The organism is Pseudomonas sp. MWU13-2105 (assembly GCF_023242315.1).
In the GTDB taxonomy this organism is placed as follows: Bacteria; Pseudomonadota; Gammaproteobacteria; order Pseudomonadales; family Pseudomonadaceae; genus Aquipseudomonas.
Genome location: NZ_JALLIY010000026.1, coordinates 61,538 through 76,821, shown reverse-complemented (window position 1 = coordinate 76,821; position 15,284 = coordinate 61,538). Strand labels below are relative to the sequence as shown.

The 15,284-nt window shown below is 62.5% G+C and carries 19 protein-coding genes; 12 read left to right on the top strand and 7 right to left on the bottom strand.

Annotated features, from left to right (window positions below; genetic code table 11):
* The 3 genes from M5B96_RS29850 to M5B96_RS29840 form a co-directional block, all read left to right on the top strand.
* Positions 1 to 202 (top strand): hypothetical protein (locus tag M5B96_RS29850; RefSeq protein ID WP_248800521.1); only part of this gene is annotated, 202 nt, incomplete at its 5' end.
* Between the two features lie 307 nt (positions 203 to 509).
* The gene (locus M5B96_RS29845) at positions 510 to 647 is read left to right on the top strand and encodes a hypothetical protein (RefSeq protein WP_177100072.1); all 138 of its coding nucleotides are present in this window, start codon (positions 510 to 512) and stop codon (positions 645 to 647) included.
* Between the two features lie 59 nt (positions 648 to 706).
* Positions 707 to 1,672, top strand: a complete 966-nt coding sequence (locus tag M5B96_RS29840) for a leucyl aminopeptidase (protein ID WP_248800520.1) — start codon at positions 707 to 709, stop codon at positions 1,670 to 1,672.
* A gap of 286 nt (positions 1,673 to 1,958) precedes the next feature.
* Here M5B96_RS29840 and rluB read toward each other — a convergent pair whose 3' ends face one another.
* The 5 genes from rluB to M5B96_RS29815 all read right to left on the bottom strand — a co-directional run bounded on the left by rluB (position 1,959) and on the right by M5B96_RS29815 (position 6,662).
* A complete protein-coding gene (rluB, locus tag M5B96_RS29835) occupies positions 1,959 to 3,164 on the bottom strand; it encodes a 23S rRNA pseudouridine(2605) synthase RluB (protein ID WP_248800518.1) in 1,206 nt (401 codons plus the stop codon).
* A gap of 125 nt (positions 3,165 to 3,289) precedes the next feature.
* A complete protein-coding gene (gene scpB / locus M5B96_RS29830) occupies positions 3,290 to 4,324 on the bottom strand; it encodes an SMC-Scp complex subunit ScpB (protein WP_248800517.1) in 1,035 nt (344 codons plus the stop codon).
* 12 nt (positions 4,325 to 4,336) lie between these two features.
* Positions 4,337 to 5,035 (bottom strand): segregation and condensation protein A, encoded by a 699-nt coding sequence (locus M5B96_RS29825; RefSeq protein WP_177093350.1) that lies wholly within the window; start codon positions 5,033 to 5,035, stop codon positions 4,337 to 4,339.
* A 120-nt stretch (positions 5,036 to 5,155) separates the two neighbouring features.
* Positions 5,156 to 5,785 carry an L-threonylcarbamoyladenylate synthase gene (locus tag M5B96_RS29820; protein WP_248800516.1) on the bottom strand — a complete coding sequence of 210 codons (630 nt, stop codon included), beginning with the start codon at positions 5,783 to 5,785 and terminating at the stop codon, positions 5,156 to 5,158.
* 13 nt (positions 5,786 to 5,798) lie between these two features.
* Positions 5,799 to 6,662 carry a PHP domain-containing protein gene (locus tag M5B96_RS29815; protein ID WP_248800515.1) on the bottom strand — a complete coding sequence of 288 codons (864 nt, stop codon included), beginning with the start codon at positions 6,660 to 6,662 and terminating at the stop codon, positions 5,799 to 5,801.
* A gap of 84 nt (positions 6,663 to 6,746) precedes the next feature.
* Here M5B96_RS29815 and M5B96_RS29810 point away from each other — a divergent pair, with 84 nt between their 5' ends.
* From M5B96_RS29810 to M5B96_RS29785, 6 genes are all read left to right on the top strand, one after another.
* Positions 6,747 to 7,343 (top strand): septation protein A, encoded by a 597-nt coding sequence (locus M5B96_RS29810; protein WP_248800514.1) that lies wholly within the window; start codon positions 6,747 to 6,749, stop codon positions 7,341 to 7,343.
* Position 7,344: 1 nt separating this feature from the next.
* Entirely contained in the window at positions 7,345 to 7,644 is a 300-nt protein-coding gene (locus tag M5B96_RS29805) for a YciI family protein (protein WP_248800513.1), read from the top strand.
* A gap of 109 nt (positions 7,645 to 7,753) precedes the next feature.
* A complete protein-coding gene (locus M5B96_RS29800) occupies positions 7,754 to 8,164 on the top strand; it encodes a translation initiation factor 2 (RefSeq protein ID WP_248800512.1) in 411 nt (136 codons plus the stop codon).
* A gap of 33 nt (positions 8,165 to 8,197) precedes the next feature.
* Positions 8,198 to 8,875 carry a response regulator transcription factor gene (locus M5B96_RS29795; protein WP_248800511.1) on the top strand — a complete coding sequence of 226 codons (678 nt, stop codon included), beginning with the start codon at positions 8,198 to 8,200 and terminating at the stop codon, positions 8,873 to 8,875.
* Positions 8,876 to 9,151: 276 nt separating this feature from the next.
* Positions 9,152 to 9,577, top strand: a complete 426-nt coding sequence (locus M5B96_RS29790) for a Spy/CpxP family protein refolding chaperone (RefSeq protein WP_248800510.1) — start codon at positions 9,152 to 9,154, stop codon at positions 9,575 to 9,577.
* Positions 9,578 to 9,651: 74 nt separating this feature from the next.
* Positions 9,652 to 10,986, top strand: a complete 1,335-nt coding sequence (locus M5B96_RS29785) for an ATP-binding protein (protein ID WP_248800509.1) — start codon at positions 9,652 to 9,654, stop codon at positions 10,984 to 10,986.
* A 2-nt stretch (positions 10,987 to 10,988) separates the two neighbouring features.
* Here the strand turns inward: M5B96_RS29785 and M5B96_RS29780 are convergent, their stop codons facing one another.
* Positions 10,989 to 11,549 (bottom strand): nitroreductase family protein, encoded by a 561-nt coding sequence (locus M5B96_RS29780; protein WP_248800508.1) that lies wholly within the window; start codon positions 11,547 to 11,549, stop codon positions 10,989 to 10,991.
* Positions 11,550 to 11,668: 119 nt separating this feature from the next.
* Between M5B96_RS29780 and M5B96_RS29775 the strand changes: the two genes are divergently transcribed.
* Positions 11,669 to 13,123 carry a TrkH family potassium uptake protein gene (locus tag M5B96_RS29775; RefSeq protein ID WP_248800507.1) on the top strand — a complete coding sequence of 485 codons (1,455 nt, stop codon included), beginning with the start codon at positions 11,669 to 11,671 and terminating at the stop codon, positions 13,121 to 13,123.
* Here M5B96_RS29775 and M5B96_RS29770 read toward each other — a convergent pair.
* Positions 13,080 to 14,141, bottom strand: a complete 1,062-nt coding sequence (locus M5B96_RS29770) for an AraC family transcriptional regulator (RefSeq protein WP_248800506.1) — start codon at positions 14,139 to 14,141, stop codon at positions 13,080 to 13,082. The two genes, M5B96_RS29775 and M5B96_RS29770, sit on opposite strands and share 44 nt — an antisense overlap.
* 160 nt (positions 14,142 to 14,301) lie before the next feature.
* Here M5B96_RS29770 and M5B96_RS29765 point away from each other — a divergent pair, with 160 nt between their 5' ends.
* Together M5B96_RS29765 and M5B96_RS29760 are read left to right on the top strand one after the other, a co-directional pair.
* The gene (locus M5B96_RS29765) at positions 14,302 to 14,613 is read left to right on the top strand and encodes an Mpo1-like protein (protein WP_248800505.1); all 312 of its coding nucleotides are present in this window, start codon (positions 14,302 to 14,304) and stop codon (positions 14,611 to 14,613) included.
* A gap of 78 nt (positions 14,614 to 14,691) precedes the next feature.
* Positions 14,692 to 15,282: an HD domain-containing protein gene (locus M5B96_RS29760; RefSeq protein WP_248800504.1), complete on the top strand. Its 591-nt coding sequence runs from the start codon at positions 14,692 to 14,694 to the stop codon at positions 15,280 to 15,282.
* Positions 15,283 to 15,284 lie beyond the last annotated feature (2 nt).

Below are 15,284 nucleotides of genomic sequence, written 5' to 3'. Positions count from 1 at the left end.
CTCAGTGGCCAGAGCCATGATGAGTTACACCACTTCCTGGGACACGATCTCCGCGCATCTCACCGTCCCCAGCCCGGGAGGACAAGAGGCGTTTTCACAGCAAAGAAAAATCCTACAGAGCCCCTCGGCAAGTATTCCTTACGCCAGTCCAAATACCGTGTTTACAGGCGATTTTACTGTCCAGATCGTCAAGTTTTCCTGACGAAGTGTCAGGTTTTCTTGCCAGAAAAGCCGTGAGCAGTCCCTGTTCAAAAATTGACAGGCAGACCGTTTAGCACCAGCTTTCGTGGCTGAATAACTGTTTTCCCGGGGGAATATTTTTTGCCCTCGGCACCGGCAAAAAAACTTTGAAAATAATTTTTTGCGCCGATCAGGATCCTGCACTAGTTTTTCAGCCACTTGCCGAAGCCTACAGACGGCGAGTCGGAGAAATGGATTTCATGTTTAGGATTTTTCCTAGCCGAAGCCTTTTCGACCGTCCAGCAATACCATTCCCAAGGAGATTCACTATGCAAGTCTCGGATCAGGACGTGAGCACTGAACTGCAACTGGACGATTGGTTTGAAGCCCCGACCCACGACGCGGCCGTGGAAATGATGCAAGCCGATGCTGTCGTGCCCTTTGGCACCGCGATGTGGCCTTTCTAGGGCCTTCAAGTGGATGCGGTTTGCCGCATCCACCCTCTTGCAAGACCAGGAACGACGTCATGGACCAGACCCGCGCCCTCGAACACTTTCTCTACTACCTCGCCTGGCATCCAGCCCTGGAAGGGCTCAACCAGCCTAAAGTCCTGTTGGGCCATACAGCGGAGTACAGCGAGATCGCCGCGGCCATCATCGAACAGGACGCCCAGCACCAGCAGTTCGACTTCCACGCCCTGCGCCTGGACCTGGAGCCGGCCCAGAGCCTGATCGAAGCCATCAGCGACAGCGACCTGTATATCTTTTTCTACGATTCCTCGATGCTCTCCCCGCCTCGCCCGCAGGGTCCGGAATTCCTCCATGCGTTGCATGGGGTCATGGCCGGGCAATGGCGCAAGTCGCTGCTGTTCAAGGATTACGGCGACTACTTCTACGACACCTTCAGCGTCAGCCCGCAGCGCATTGCCGACCTCAACGACAGCCTGATCCGGCGCATGTCCCAGGCCACCACCCTGAGTTTCAAGGATCGCCACGGCTCGCACCTGCAGACGCCGCTGAGCAGCATTCGCAAGTGGACCAATATCAATGGCATCGGCAACCACGACCTGGCCCCTGGCGAAATCGCCACCCACAGCGACGCGGTCAACGGTTGCGTGAAGTTTGTCGGGACCTTTCTCGGCACCATTCCCTTTGCCCGCAAGTACGGTGTGCTGGCGTCGCCGCTGGAGCTGTGGATCGAGGATTCGACCATCAGCCGGATTGCCACCGAAGTGCCGGGACTGGAGGAGGATTTCAACAAATACCTGAATGCCAATCCGTCCAACCGGCGGGTCGAGGAACTGGGGATCGGTACGAATGAGGGCGTGAAAGCCTTGTATGCGCGCAACTCGGGCTTCGAGGAGCGCCATTGCGGCCTGCACCTGGGATTGGGTGGCGGTGCCAAGGGCAGCCATCACCTGGACCTGATCTTTGCCAGCGGGGTGCTGGCGCTGGATGACAAGCCGGTGTTTGACGGGCAGTTTGTGTTTTGAGGTGACTGGCACGCCCTAAGGTTTGCTCCGTGAAACCTTGAGGACACAGCAGAACTTGAAGCAGGGTTTGCTCTTGTGGCGAGCGGGCTTGCCCGCGCTCGACTCGCCACTTAACCTGTGGGAGCGGAGCTTGTCGGATCGCCGCACCGCCGCGAAGCTTTTAGCGGCCTCAAGGGCCTCTTCGCGAGCAAGCTCTGCTCCCACAGGGACCGTGTTCGGCCTTAACTGAACGGCATCAGGGCAAGCCCGCTCACCACAAAGTTCTGCCCGACCTCAAACCAGCTTATTACTCAGGCTTGCGCCGCCCGAACCCCGGACGCTGGCCGGAACCGGCCGGCGCGCCACGGCGCTTACCCGACGGCGCATCCTTGTCCAGGACCAGGCTTGGACGCTTGGACTTGGGTGCCGGCTTGGCCGGACGCTTGCTGTCCGTCGGACGATCCGCCACTGGCGTACCACGGGTCGACTCACCACGACCGGCCGCCGGACGCGGGGCACGCGGCGCGCGCTCGCCGTCCTGGCGCGGTGCCGGCTTGCGTGCTGGACGCTCGCCTTCGATCCGTGGCTCGCGCTCGCTGCGCTCGGCAGCTGCGCCAGCAGCCGGACGCAGGGTCCGCACGCGCTCACCCTTGCCCACCGGACGCGAGGACTTGCGCTGCATACGCTCCAGCTTGTCCTTGCTCTTGGCATTGAGCTGCGGCATGGCTACCGGCGTCAGGCCGACCTCGGCACTGAGGACATCCACCTCGTACTGGGTCATTTCACGCCAGCGGCCCATCGGCAAGTCGGAATTGAGGAACACCGGACCGAAACGCACGCGTTTCAGACGGCTGACCACCAAGCCCTGGGATTCCCACAGGCGACGCACTTCACGGTTTCGACCTTCCATCACCACGCAGTGGTACCAGTGGTTGAAACCCTCACCGCCAGGCGCTTCCTGGATATCGGTGAACTTTGCCGGGCCGTCTTCGAGCATCACGCCGGCCTTGAGCCGGGCAATCATCTCTTCGTCGACTTCGCCACGGACACGGACCGCGTACTCGCGGTCCATTTCGTAGGACGGGTGCATCAGGCGGTTGGCCAGCTCACCGTCGGTGGTGAACATCAGCAGGCCGGTGGTGTTAATGTCCAGGCGGCCGATATTGATCCAGCGGCCTTCTTTCGGACGCGGCAGCTTGTCAAACACGGTCGGACGGCCTTCCGGGTCGTCACGGGTGCAGATTTCGCCGTCGGGTTTGTTGTACATGATCACGCGGCGAACCGATTCGGACGCCTCTTCGCGCTTGATCACCTTGCCATCGATGGTGATGGCGTCATGCATGTCGACGCGCTGGCCGAGGGTGGCGTCTTTGCCGTTGACCTTGATCCGGCCTTTGCTGATCCAGCCTTCCACGTCACGGCGCGAGCCGACGCCGATACGGGCGAGGACCTTCTGCAGTTTTTCGCCTGCGGGGCCGATTTCCTGGTCGTCTTTCTGGTTGATATCACTCATCTGGGCACCTCCCGGTGTGTCGATTCAGGCCTTGGCCTGAAGAAATTGAATCTGTTGCCTGGGCGAAGGGATCGCCGCGGGGGCGCGAATCATACGCCGATGTTGGCCATTATGCACCCACCGGATCACTCCTCGAGCAAGCGACGTTCCTGTTCGATCGCTTCGGCCAGGGCCAGGGCCTCGGCTTCTTCATCGGTCAGTTGCGGCCGGCCGGCCGCCTGGTCCAGCGCCGCGACCGCCGCGAGCAACTGTTCCCGGGCCTGTTGGGCGCCGACCAGATCCGGCTCCGGTGCTTCTGGCTCTTCGACTATTTCCGGCTCTTCTTCCGGCGCTTCACCGGACTCAACCACCTCGACCGCCTCAACCGTCACACCAGGCTCAACCTCTTCAAGCCCAGGCTCCCGAGGTAACAACTCGCCCGCCGGCACCATCGCGCCATCACGCAATAAGTCATCAAAGTCCGTCTTGATCCCCTCTTCCATGGAGTCCAGCTCCAGCAACAGGCTATGGAAACTGGTTTCCTCCTTCGGCGCCTCGACCTCCTCCGGATCGATACTGGCATCGGCCAGGGCCTGCAAGCTCGCGGGCACCGGGGCGTCCTCGACATCGAGCATCGGCTCGGGCTCCAGCTCGCGCAGCTCGGCCAGGGGCGGCAGGTCGTCGAGGTTCTTCAGGTTGAAGTGATCGAGGAACGCCTTGGTGGTGGCGAACATCGCCGGCTTGCCTGGCACCTCGCGGTAACCGACAACGCGAATCCACTCGCGCTCCAGCAAGGTCTTGACGATCTGGCTGTTGACCGCCACGCCACGCACGTCCTCGATCTCGCCGCGGGTGATCGGCTGGCGATAGGCGATCAGCGCCAGGGTCTCGAGCATCGCCCGGGAATAACGCTGCGGACGCTCTTCCCAGAGCCGTCCGACCCAGGGGGCGAATTTCTCGCGCACCTGCAGGCGATAGCCGGAGGCCACCTCGCGCAGCTCGAAGGCCCGCCCTTCGCAGGATTTGGCAAGGATCGTCAGGGCTTTCTTGAAGACCGGCGGCTCGGGCCGCTCGCCCTCCTCGAACAGCTCGAACAGCCGCTCCAGGGATTGTGGCTTTCCCGAGGCCAACAGAAAGGCTTCAAGCAGCGGGGCCAGCTCGCGGGGTTCACTCAGGTTCATGGATTGTGCTCGTTATTCAGCGCGCGCCCGCACATGGATCGCCGTAAAGGGTTCATTCTGCACCAGTTCGACCAGGGATTCCTTGACCAGCTCAAGAATCGCCATAAAGGTCACCACCACCCCCAGCCGTCCTTCCTCGGCGGTGAACAGCTCGACAAAGGGCACGAAACCGCCGCCCTTGAGGCGCTCCAGCACATCACTCATGCGCTCGCGGGTCGACAACTGCTCGCGACTGACCTGATGGCTTTCGAACAGGTCGCCACGGCGCAGGACTTCGGCCATGGACATCAACACCTCTTCCAGGCTGACATCCGGCAACAACTTGCGCGCCCGCGCCTCGGGGGCGTCGAGCTTGGGCACCAGTACATCGCGACCGACCCGGGGCAAGGTGTCGAGGCCTTCGGCGGCGCTCTTGAAGCGTTCATACTCCTGCAGGCGCCGGATCAGTTCGGCCCGCGGGTCGTCCTCTTCCGCCTCGATTTCGGCCGAACGCGGCAACAGCATCCGCGACTTGATCTCGGCCAGCATCGCCGCCATCACCAGGTACTCGGCCGCCAGTTCCAGGCGCACCGACTTCATCAGTTCGACATAACCCATGTACTGGCGGGTGATTTCCGCCACCGGGATATCGAGGATATCGATGTTCTGCTTGCGGATCAGGTAGAGCAGCAGGTCCAGCGGGCCTTCGAAAGCTTCGAGGAAGACTTCCAGCGCGTCCGGCGGGATATACAGGTCCAGCGGCATCTCGGTGACCGCCTGGCCATAGACCAGGGCGAACGGCAATTCCTGCTGGGCATCGGCCTGGCTGTCGACGGTTTCCACGGCGGACATTCAGGCCTCGACCATGAACGGCGCGGGATCGCCACAGCCGACGCGGACCACTTCCGGCTCACCGTCCGCCAGGTTGATCACGGTCGAAGCCTTGATCCCGCCGAAACCGCCGTCGATTATCAGGTCGACCTGATGCTCGAGCAACTGGCGGATCTCGTAGGGATCGATCATCGGATCGGCCTCGCCGGGCATGATCAGGCTGACGCTCATCAGCGGCTCGCCCAGCTCTTCGAGCAGCGCCAGGGCAATCGGATGGCTGGGGATACGCAGGCCGATGGTGCGTTTTTTCGGGTGCAGCAGCAGCCGCGGGACTTCCCGGGTGGCATTCAGGATAAAGGTATAGGGCCCCGGCGTATGGGCCTTGAGCAGGCGAAACAGACCGGTATCGACCTTGGCGAACAGCCCCAGTTGCGACAGATCGCTGCAGATCAGCGCAAAGTTGTGCTTATCGTCCAACTGCCGCAAACGGCGCACCCGCTCGACCGCATTCTTATCGCCGATCTGGCAACCGATGGCATAGGACGAATCGGTGGGATAGATCACTACCCCGCCCTTGCGAATGATCTCCACCGCCTGTTTGATCAGGCGCGCCTGCGGGTTCTCCGGATGAATCTGGAAAAATTGACTCACGTTTTCTACCTGTTCAGACGACGGCAGTAGGTTGCTCATGTTTGAAGCGACACCAGAGTGGCGGCAGATCTTCAGGGACCGGGCGGTATTCACCGATCTCGGACCAGCCTCCGGGACCATGGAAATCACTGCCGGCACTGACCAGCAGCCCGAACTCACGGGCAAGGATCGCCAGACTGCCTACCTGCTCGGCGGGTTGATGCCCATTGACCACTTCGATAGCGTGGCCACCAGCTTGAATATAGTCCGCAATCAGCTTGCGGCGCTTGCTGCGGGTGAAATCGTAGTGCCAGGGATGGGCCAGGCTGACCCAGGCACCGGACTCGCGCAGGGTCCCGACGGTGTCTTCCAGGGTCGGCCAGTGCAGCTTGACGTCCCCCAGCTTGCCCGCGCCCAGCCACTTGCGAAAGGCTTCGGCGCGGTCCTTGACGAAGCCTTCGCGCACCAGGAAATCGGCAAAGTGTGGACGCGCCGGGGCATTGCCGCTATCGCCCAGTTCCTGCTGGATCGCCCGCGCGCCTTCGAGCGCGCCGGGCATGCCCTTGAGCGCCAGCTTGCGGCTGATTTCCTCGGAACGCAGCCAGCGCCCCTCATGCAGGCGGGCGATGGCCTCGACCAGCGCCGGTGCGTTGACGTCGAAACCGTAGCCCAGCACATGGATGGTCGCGCCGCCCCAGGTGCAGGACAACTCGACGCCGTTGACCAGCCGCATCCCCAGCGCCTGCGCCGCGCTACGGGCTTCGCCAAGGCCTTCGAGGGTGTCGTGATCGGTCAGGGCCAGGACCCGCACGCCTCTCTCGTGCGCACGGGCAACCAGGACCGCCGGCGCGAGGGCGCCGTCGGAGGCCGTGCTATGGCAGTGCAGATCGATTTCCACGGGAATTGAATAACCTCTAGGCGGCGCTTTCGCTGGCAATGATGTTTGTTATTATGCCGTCACATCCTGCTTCTGGCTGCCACTGTGAAACAATTCATCGATTTCATCCCGCTCTTCCTGTTCTTCATCGTCTACAAAATCGAACCACGGGTGATGGAGATCGCCGGCCACAGCCTGACCGTGGGCGGTATCTACAGCGCCACGGCGATGCTGATCATCAGCTCCCTGGTGGTCTACGGCACCCTGTTCATCACCCAGCGCAAACTGGAGAAGAGCCAGTGGCTGACCCTGATCGCCTGCCTGGTCTTCGGCAGCCTGACCCTGGCCTTCCACAGCGAAACCTTCCTCAAGTGGAAAGCCCCGGTGGTCAACTGGCTGTTCGCCCTGGCGTTTGCCGGCAGCCACTTCATCGGTGACCGCCTGCTGATCAAGCGCATCATGGGCCATGCGCTGAGCCTGCCCGAGCCGATCTGGACCCGGCTGAACCTGGCCTGGATCGTATTTTTCCTGTTCTGCGGCGGCGCCAACCTGTTCGTGGCGTTCACCTTCCAGCAATACTGGGTCGACTTCAAGGTGTTCGGCAGCCTGGGCATGACCCTGTTGTTCCTGGTCGGCCAGGGCATCTACCTGTCCCGCCACCTGCACGACAGCGACCCAACCATCCCGAAAACCGAGGACTGACATGCTCTACGCGATCATCGCCACCGACGTCGAAAACTCCCTGGACAAACGCCTGGCCGTACGCCCGGCGCACCTGGAGCGACTGCATCAGCTCCAGGCGCAAGGACGCCTGGTCCTGGCCGGCCCGCACCCGGCCGTGGACAGCAACGACCCGGGCGCCGCCGGTTTCAGCGGCAGCCTGATCGTCGCCGAATTCGACAGCCTGAGCGCAGCCCAAGCCTGGGCCGAGGCTGATCCGTTCGTCGCCACGGGCGTCTACGCCCAGGTGCTGGTCAAACCGTTCAAGCAAGTCCTGCCATAAATTTCTCCCTTCGCGATGAACCTTCAGGGTTCATCGCGGCCCAATCGCTCATTATTCTCGTTCAGCAGCCGACAACCTGCCCAATGCCGATTGGAATCAGGAGTTTGCGATGCGCCAAGGTCCGTTGTTGCTGCTAGTGGTCATCTTGTCGATAGGGGCCGCCGCCCACGCCGAAGAGAGTCAGGGTTCGAGTAACTCCACCCCCCTATCCTTGAGTGCCGGTAGCCAGATCACCGACTTGCAGCAACGCTTGAAAGAAAGCGAGCGACAGCGAGAAGAGTTGAGCCAACAATTGCAGAGTGCCGACGCGATGCGCGAAAGTGCCCAGTTGAGCCACCTGCGCCAGGAAAACCAGCACCTGAAGCTGCAACTCAAGGAAGCCCAGGCCAGTGCCGGCCCGCGCCTACTGACCGAACAGCAACAATGGTTCGTCACCGGCGCGGGAGTTGCACTCCTGGCCCTGCTCTGCGGTATCTTCGCCAGTGGCGGACGTAGACAACGTCGGCAATGGCTGAATTGAGCAGGCCATTAGCGATCCGTAATCGAGAGAGTCATGAGCGACCTGTTACTGATAGACGATGACCAGGAGTTGTGCGAGCTCCTGAGCAGTTGGTTGAGCCAGGAAGGCTTCCAGGTACGCGCCTGCCATGATGGCCAGAGCGCGCGCAAGGCCCTGGCGGACAACGCCCCGGCCGCCGTGGTGCTGGATGTGATGCTGCCCGATGGCAGTGGCCTGGAACTGCTCAAGCAGTTGCGCAACGAGCACCCGGAGTTGCCGGTGGTGATGCTCTCGGCCCGTGGCGAGCCGCTGGACCGCATCCTCGGCCTGGAACTGGGTGCCGACGACTATCTGGCCAAGCCCTGCGATCCCCGGGAATTGACCGCCCGCCTGCGCGCCGTGCTACGCCGCAGCCACCCCGCCGCGACCCCGAGCCAGATGGAACTCGGCGACCTGTGCTTCAGCCCGGTGCGTGGCGTGGTCACCATCGACCAGCAGGACTTCACCCTCACCGTCTCCGAGAGTCGCCTGCTCGAAGCCCTGCTGCAACAACCCGGCGAACCCCTGGACAAGCAGGAGCTGGCGCAGATCGCCCTGGGTCGCAAGCTGACCTTGTACGATCGCAGCCTGGACATGCACGTCAGCAATCTGCGCAAGAAGATCGGCCCGCATCCGGACGGTCGCCCGCGCATCGTTGCCCTGCGCAGCCGCGGTTACTACTACAGCCTCTGACGCCGCCCTGTGGGAGTCGGCTTGCCGGCGATGGCGTCCGCGAGGTCTATGCAAGACTTGCCGGCCTGATCGCTGGCAAGCCAGCGCCTATACAAACCAGCGCCTGCACCGATCGCACTCGCCGGATCGGTATTGCGCCAGCCCGGCGCCGGCAAGTGTCAACCCGTGCCAAAAACCTCTTTACCCAAGCTTTACCCTCCGCTGACCGCCGCTGACCTTGAACTCCTTAATCTGTACTCATCCGGACTGACCGGAATCGAGACAAGGAGAAACACCATGCGCAAGACCCTGATCGCCCTGATGTTCGCCGCGGCCCTCCCGACCCTGGCCATGGCCATGCCCGAAGATGGTGGCCCGATGGGCGGCCCGGAATACGGCCAGCATCACGGCAAAGGTGGCTTTCAAAAACTGGACCTGACCAAGGAACAGCGCCAGCAGATCCGTAAACTGGTCGGCGAACAACGGCACGAGCGCCAGGCCATCGTCGGCAAGTACCTGGAAAAACTCTCGCCGGCCGATCAGACTGCGTTCAAGGGCGAACTGGAGGCTTCGCACCAGAAGACCCAGACCCAGATCCGCGCCCTGCTCAAGCCTGAACAGCAGAAGACCTTCGACGAGATGCAGAAAAAGCAGGCCGAGCGCCGTGCCGAATGGAGCGAATTCAAAGCCTGGAAGGCACAGCAAGCGCAAAAAACGCAATAATCCGCTTATGCTCCAGCCCGACGGCCAATGCCGTCGGGCTTTCTTCGTTTGCCCCCTTTGGTTGAGGACTTGCTGTGCGATCACTGTTCTGGCGCATCCTGGCCAGCTTCTGGCTGGCCATTGCCCTTGTCGCGGGCCTATCGATCCTGCTCATGCACATCCTCAACCAGGACACCTGGATTCTCAGTCGTCATCCGGGCTTGAACAGCCTGGCCGAAGAGTGGACGCAGACCTATGAGAGCCAGGGCGAAGAAGCCGCCCAGGCGATTCTGGAACAGCGCAAGCAGCGTTATCACATCGACGTGCAGGTGCTCAACGAAGGCGGCGACCCGCTGGTCCGCGGGACTTTTCCGCGCCGGGCCGCGGCCTTTGAAGCACGCCAGAACAACGATGACCGCAAGCTGCCCTGGCGGCGCCTGACGGTCGAGTACACCAGCCCGAAAAGCGGCGAGACCTACCTGCTGATCTACCGTATCCCCCACCCGGAACTGGATGCCTGGCACCGCGAAAGCCTGTTGCGCCCGCTCAGTGCCTTGGGCATTGCCCTGGTGGTGTTGACCTTGTTCAGCCTGCTGGTGACCTTGTCCATCACCCGCCCGCTGAGCCGCCTGCGTGGCGCCGTGCATGACCTGGGGCAGACGACTTATCAACAGAACAGCCTGGCGAAACTGGCGGGGCGGCGCGATGAGTTCGGCGTGCTGGCCAAGGACTTCAACCTGATGGGCGCGCGCCTGCAAAGCCTGATCGGCAGCCAGCGCCAGTTGTTGCGGGATGTTTCCCATGAATTGCGTTCACCGCTGGCGCGCCTGCGTATTGCCCTGGCCCTGGCCGAACGCGCCGGCCCTGAAGAACGCGAGCGACTCTGGCCGCGCCTGACCCGCGAATGCGACCGGCTGGAAGCGCTGATCAGCGAAATTCTCACCCTGGCCCGAGTGGATTCCGATCAAGCCAGCGCCGAGGAGGTCGACCTTGAAACGCTGCTCGACACCTTGCAGAAGGATGCCAACCTGGGCTGCCCGGAACAGCCGGTACAATTCGACGCTGAACCGGCGCTGAACTTCAGGGGTTGGCCGACCATGATCGAGCGGGCTGTGGATAACCTGCTGCGCAACGCCCAGCGTTTCAATCCCGCAGGCCAGCCCATCGAGCTACGCGCACAACGGGTGGGTGAACGCATCGAAATCAGCGTACGCGACCATGGCCCGGGCGTGGAGCCCGCGCACCTGGCGCAACTGGGCGAGCCCTTCTACCGGGCACCTGGGCAAACAGCCCCGGGCCATGGCCTTGGACTGGCCATCGCCCGGCGGGCGGCGGAGCGGCATGGCGGCAGCCTGGTGCTGGCCAATCATCCCGAGGGAGGGTTTATCGCCAAGCTGGATCTACCTTTGGAGCCTGGAGCGCTGGTTTAACTTCAAGCCGACCAGGCGCTGACAAACTCCGTCAGGTCGACCTTCGGCGGCTGGCGCAATTCGTTCTGTGGCGTGCCCAGGTACAGGAAGGCGATAACTTCCTCGTTGTCGCCCAGCCCCAGGCCCTTGGCCACATGGCGCGAATAGGACAACTCACCGGTGCGCCACACCGCGCCGATCCCCTGGGCATGGGCCGCCAGCAGGATGCCGTGGGCCGCGCAACCGGCGGCCAGCAACTGCTCGGACTTCGGCACCTTGAAGTGCTCCTGCAAACGCGCCACCACCACAATCACCAACGGCGCGCGCAAGGGCATGGCGTGGGCCTTGTCGATAGCCGCCGGGTTGGCCTCGCCCTCTTGCAGGCGCACCGCCTCGGCCAGCAGGCTGCCCAATTGCTCACGAGCGGCGCCCTCCACGGTGAGGAAACGCCAGGGCCGCAGTTGCCCGTGATCCGGTGCGCGCATGGCGGCGGCGAACAGGATATCGCGCTGGGCCTGGGTCGGTGCCGGATCGAGCAGGCGCGGCGCGGAAACACGGTTGAGCAAATTGTCGAGAGCCTCCATCGGCCACCTCCTCTGGAAAATGATCGGGCTATTCTAGCCAGATCTCATCCGGCCGTGCCGGTTTACATGACCGGGGTCGCGGGTAGAATGGCGCCCTGCCCTTTTCCCGAGCTTATTTCATGGCGCTGCCGACCCTGCGCATCATCGCTTTCATCATCGGCATCTTCCTGATTACCCTGGCCGTCAGCATGGTCATTCCCATGCTGGTGCTGGTGGTCTTCGAACGCACCGGCGACCTGCCGGCCTTTCTCTGGGCCAGCACCATTACCTTCCTCGCCGGCCTGGCATTGGTGATCCGCGGTCGCCCGGAACAAGTGCACCTGCGCCCCCGCGACATGTACCTGCTCACCGTCTCAAGCTGGGTGGTGGTGTGTATTTTCGCCGCCCTGCCGTTCGTGCTGACCCTGCACACCAGCTACACCGACGCCTTTTTCGAAAGCATGTCGGGCATCACCGCCACCGGTTCGACCGTGCTCAGCGGCCTGGACAACATGTCCCCGGGCATCCTGATCTGGCGCTCGCTGCTGCACTGGCTGGGCGGAATCGGCTTTATCGGCATGGCGATGGCGATCCTGCCGCTGCTGCGCATCGGTGGCATGCGCCTGTTCCAGACCGAATCCTCGGACCGTTCGCAAAAGGTCATGCCGCGCTCACACATGGTGGCGCGCCTGATCGTCACCGCCTACCTCGGCATTACCATCCTCGGCAGCCTGGCGTTCTGGTCGGCCGGCATGAGCCTGTTCGATGCGATCAACCACGCCATGTCGGCGATTTCCACCGGCGGCTTCTCCACCTCGGACCAGTCCCTGGCCAAGTGGAACCAACCGGCGGTGCACTGGGTGGCGGTGCTGGTGATGATTCTCGGCAGCCTGCCGTTCACCCTCTACGTGGCGACCCTGCGCGGCCATCGCAAGGCGCTGATCAAGGACCAGCAGGTGCAGGGGTTGCTCGGTTTGCTGCTGGTGACCTGGCTGGTGCTCGGCAGTTGGTACTGGTGGACCACCGACCTGCACTGGCTGGACGCCCTGCGCCACGTGGCGCTGAATGTGACCTCAGTGGTGACCACCACCGGCTTCGCCCTGGGCGACTACAGCCTGTGGGGCAACTTCTCGCTGATGCTGTTTTTCTACCTGGGCTTCGTCGGCGGCTGCTCAGGGTCGACGGCCGGCGGGATCAAGGTGTTTCGTTTCCAGGTAGCCTATATCCTGCTCAAGGCCAACCTCAACCAGTTGATCCACCCGCGGGCAGTGATCAAGCAGAAATACAACGGTCACCGTCTCGACGAGGAGATCGTGCGCTCGATCCTGACCTTCTCGTTCTTTTTCGCCATCACCATTTGCGCCATTGCCCTGGCCCTGTCGCTGCTCGGCCTGGACTGGATGACCGCCCTTACCGGCGCCGCCAGTACCGTCTCCGGGGTCGGGCCGGGCCTGGGCGAGGTCATCGGGCCAGCGGGAAACTTCTCCACCCTGCCGGACGCCGCCAAATGGATTCTTTCCCTGGGCATGCTGCTCGGCCGGCTGGAAATCATCACAGTGTTCGTTCTGTGTATTCCCGCATTCTGGCGTCATTGACCAAGGCCACCGCCCCCAACAAGCGTGCCCGGTACTCACCGGGCGTGACCTCGAACCAGCGGCGGAAGGCGCGGAAAAAATTGCTCGGGTCGGCGAACCCCAACAGATAGGCGATTTCCAGCAAGGTCATGCGCGGCTGCGCCAGGTACTGTTCGGCCAGCTCGCGGCGGGTGTCGTCGAGCAGCGTCTGGAAACTGGTGCCCTCTTCCTGCAAACGCCGCTGCAGGGTGCGCTGGGACAGGTGCAGGGTCTGCGCCACCACTTCGCGCTTGGGCTCGCCCTGGGGCAGCAGGCGACACAAGACCTGGCGCGCTTTATGGGTCACCCGGCTTTCGGAGAAGCGCGCCAGGTATTCGCCGGCAAACCGGTCATGGAGCAAGGCCATGGCCTCGTTGGCGGTCGGTAGCGGCGCGTCCATGTCGGCCTGCTCGAAGATCAGGGCGTCGTAGGGCGCGTTGAACACCAGCGGCGCATGGAACACCTCCTTGTAAGGGCCGATATCCTCTGGCTCCGCACCTTGCACCAGGACCTTGCGCGGCTGCAAGGTACGTCCGCTCAGCCAACCGCAGAGTGCCAGGGCGCAAGCCAGGGAGGCCTCGGCGCTCTGGCGGGTGGGTGGCAGGTGGTCACCGTGCACCGTCAGGATCAGTGCATAGCCTTCAGGCAAAAGACGAAAGCTCAGGTCAGCGCTTTCCGCGATGATCCGCTGATAACGCACCAGGCGCCTGAAGCCCTCGGCCAGGGTCTGGCTGGACATCAGCGCATAGCCGGCGACATGAAAGGACGCCGGGCGCACCACTCGGCCCATGTTCAAGCCGATCGCCGGATTGCCGGAAAGCTCCACCGCACGCTGCCACAGTCGCGTGATCGAATCCTGCGGAAAGCGCGCGTCGGGATCGTCGAGGGCCGCGTAATCGAGCCCCAGCTGCCTGAACAGGACACGGCAATCCAGGCCATCCATCTCCAGCGCCTTGACAATCCCCATCGCCCAACTTGCAGAAGTCGTTCTCTCGCTCATGGCCTTTTCTTGCATGATAAGTCGTCATAGGACGACTAATGGCCTAAGGATACTAAAGTGGCGCCTATTGTCACTGGTAGCCGCTGTCAATCACTCTAGACTCAAATAAGCTCGCCGTGGACCCCTCCGTGGGCGAGCTCGCCAGCGCGGAGAGCAACCCGTGGAAAACGTCAGAAAATTCAATAGCTTCGCAGAGTTCTACGCCTACTACCTGAGCGAACATGGCAACAGTACCTGCCGACGGTTGCACTTCGTCGGCACCAGCCTGGTGATCTTTTTTCTGGCCATGGCCATCGGTCGCGCCTCGGCAGGGTTCCTGCTGGCGGTGCCTGTCGCCGGTTATGGCTTTGCCTGGATCGGACATTTCTTCTTCGAGAGGAATCGTCCGGCGACCTTTGAGCACCCCTTCTACAGTCTGCTCGGCGATTTCGTCATGTTTCGCGACATGATACTCGGCAAGGTACCGTTTTAGGCCCGCGCAGCCACTGCCGGGACGCGGGCAAGCCCTAGACTGGAACCGGCAGCGATAAAAACCACAAGAGGACAGCCGATGACCGGACAAGCCCGCTTTACCCATATGCAGGACGGCACCCAGGAAGATTGGGCGGTGATTGCCGCCGACTTCGGTGCCTACGCCCGGCAACTACCGGCGCGGATCCTGACTCACCTGAAACTGCTGGAAGGCGACTTCGGCGGTTTCCCGGTGGATCGCCTGAGCCACTCGCTGCAAACCGCCAGCCGGGCCTGGCGCGACGGCCGGGATGAGGAGTACGTAGTCTGCGCGCTGCTCCACGATATCGGCGACACCCTAGGCTCCTACAACCACCCGGACATCGCCGCGGCGATCCTCAAGCCCTTCGTCAGCGCCGAAAACCTGTGGATGGTGGAAAAGCACGGGATTTTCCAGGGCTACTACTTCTTCCACTACCTGGGCATGGATCGTCATCTGCGCGAGCAATTTCGCGAGCACCCGCAATACCTGGCGACCATCGAATTCTGCGCCAAATACGACGCGGCGGCCTTCGACCCGGACTACGAGAGCCTGCCCCTGAGCTTTTTCGAACCGATGATGGAGCGAGTGTTCGCCCAACCCCGGCAGTCGATCTACAAGGCCGCGATGGAGCACAACCAGACGGCCTGATG

What these genes read in the sequence shown, in the direction of transcription:
- M5B96_RS29845 (WP_177100072.1), top strand. Translation starts at nt 510, where the DNA reads ATGCAAGTCTCGGATCAGGACGTGAGCACTGAACTGCAACTGGACGAT.
- M5B96_RS29840 (WP_248800520.1), top strand. Translation starts at nt 707, where the DNA reads ATGGACCAGACCCGCGCCCTCGAACACTTTCTCTACTACCTCGCCTGG.
- rluB (WP_248800518.1), bottom strand. Translation starts at nt 3,164, where the DNA reads ATGAGTGATATCAACCAGAAAGACGACCAGGAAATCGGCCCCGCAGGC.
- scpB (WP_248800517.1), bottom strand. Translation starts at nt 4,324, where the DNA reads ATGAACCTGAGTGAACCCCGCGAGCTGGCCCCGCTGCTTGAAGCCTTT.
- M5B96_RS29805 (WP_248800513.1), top strand. Translation starts at nt 7,345, where the DNA reads ATGCTCTACGCGATCATCGCCACCGACGTCGAAAACTCCCTGGACAAA.
- M5B96_RS29800 (WP_248800512.1), top strand. Translation starts at nt 7,754, where the DNA reads ATGCGCCAAGGTCCGTTGTTGCTGCTAGTGGTCATCTTGTCGATAGGG.
- M5B96_RS29795 (WP_248800511.1), top strand. Translation starts at nt 8,198, where the DNA reads ATGAGCGACCTGTTACTGATAGACGATGACCAGGAGTTGTGCGAGCTC.
- M5B96_RS29790 (WP_248800510.1), top strand. Translation starts at nt 9,152, where the DNA reads ATGCGCAAGACCCTGATCGCCCTGATGTTCGCCGCGGCCCTCCCGACC.
- M5B96_RS29780 (WP_248800508.1), bottom strand. Translation starts at nt 11,549, where the DNA reads ATGGAGGCTCTCGACAATTTGCTCAACCGTGTTTCCGCGCCGCGCCTG.
- M5B96_RS29775 (WP_248800507.1), top strand. Translation starts at nt 11,669, where the DNA reads ATGGCGCTGCCGACCCTGCGCATCATCGCTTTCATCATCGGCATCTTC.
- M5B96_RS29770 (WP_248800506.1), bottom strand. Translation starts at nt 14,141, where the DNA reads ATGAGCGAGAGAACGACTTCTGCAAGTTGGGCGATGGGGATTGTCAAG.
- M5B96_RS29760 (WP_248800504.1), top strand. Translation starts at nt 14,692, where the DNA reads ATGACCGGACAAGCCCGCTTTACCCATATGCAGGACGGCACCCAGGAA.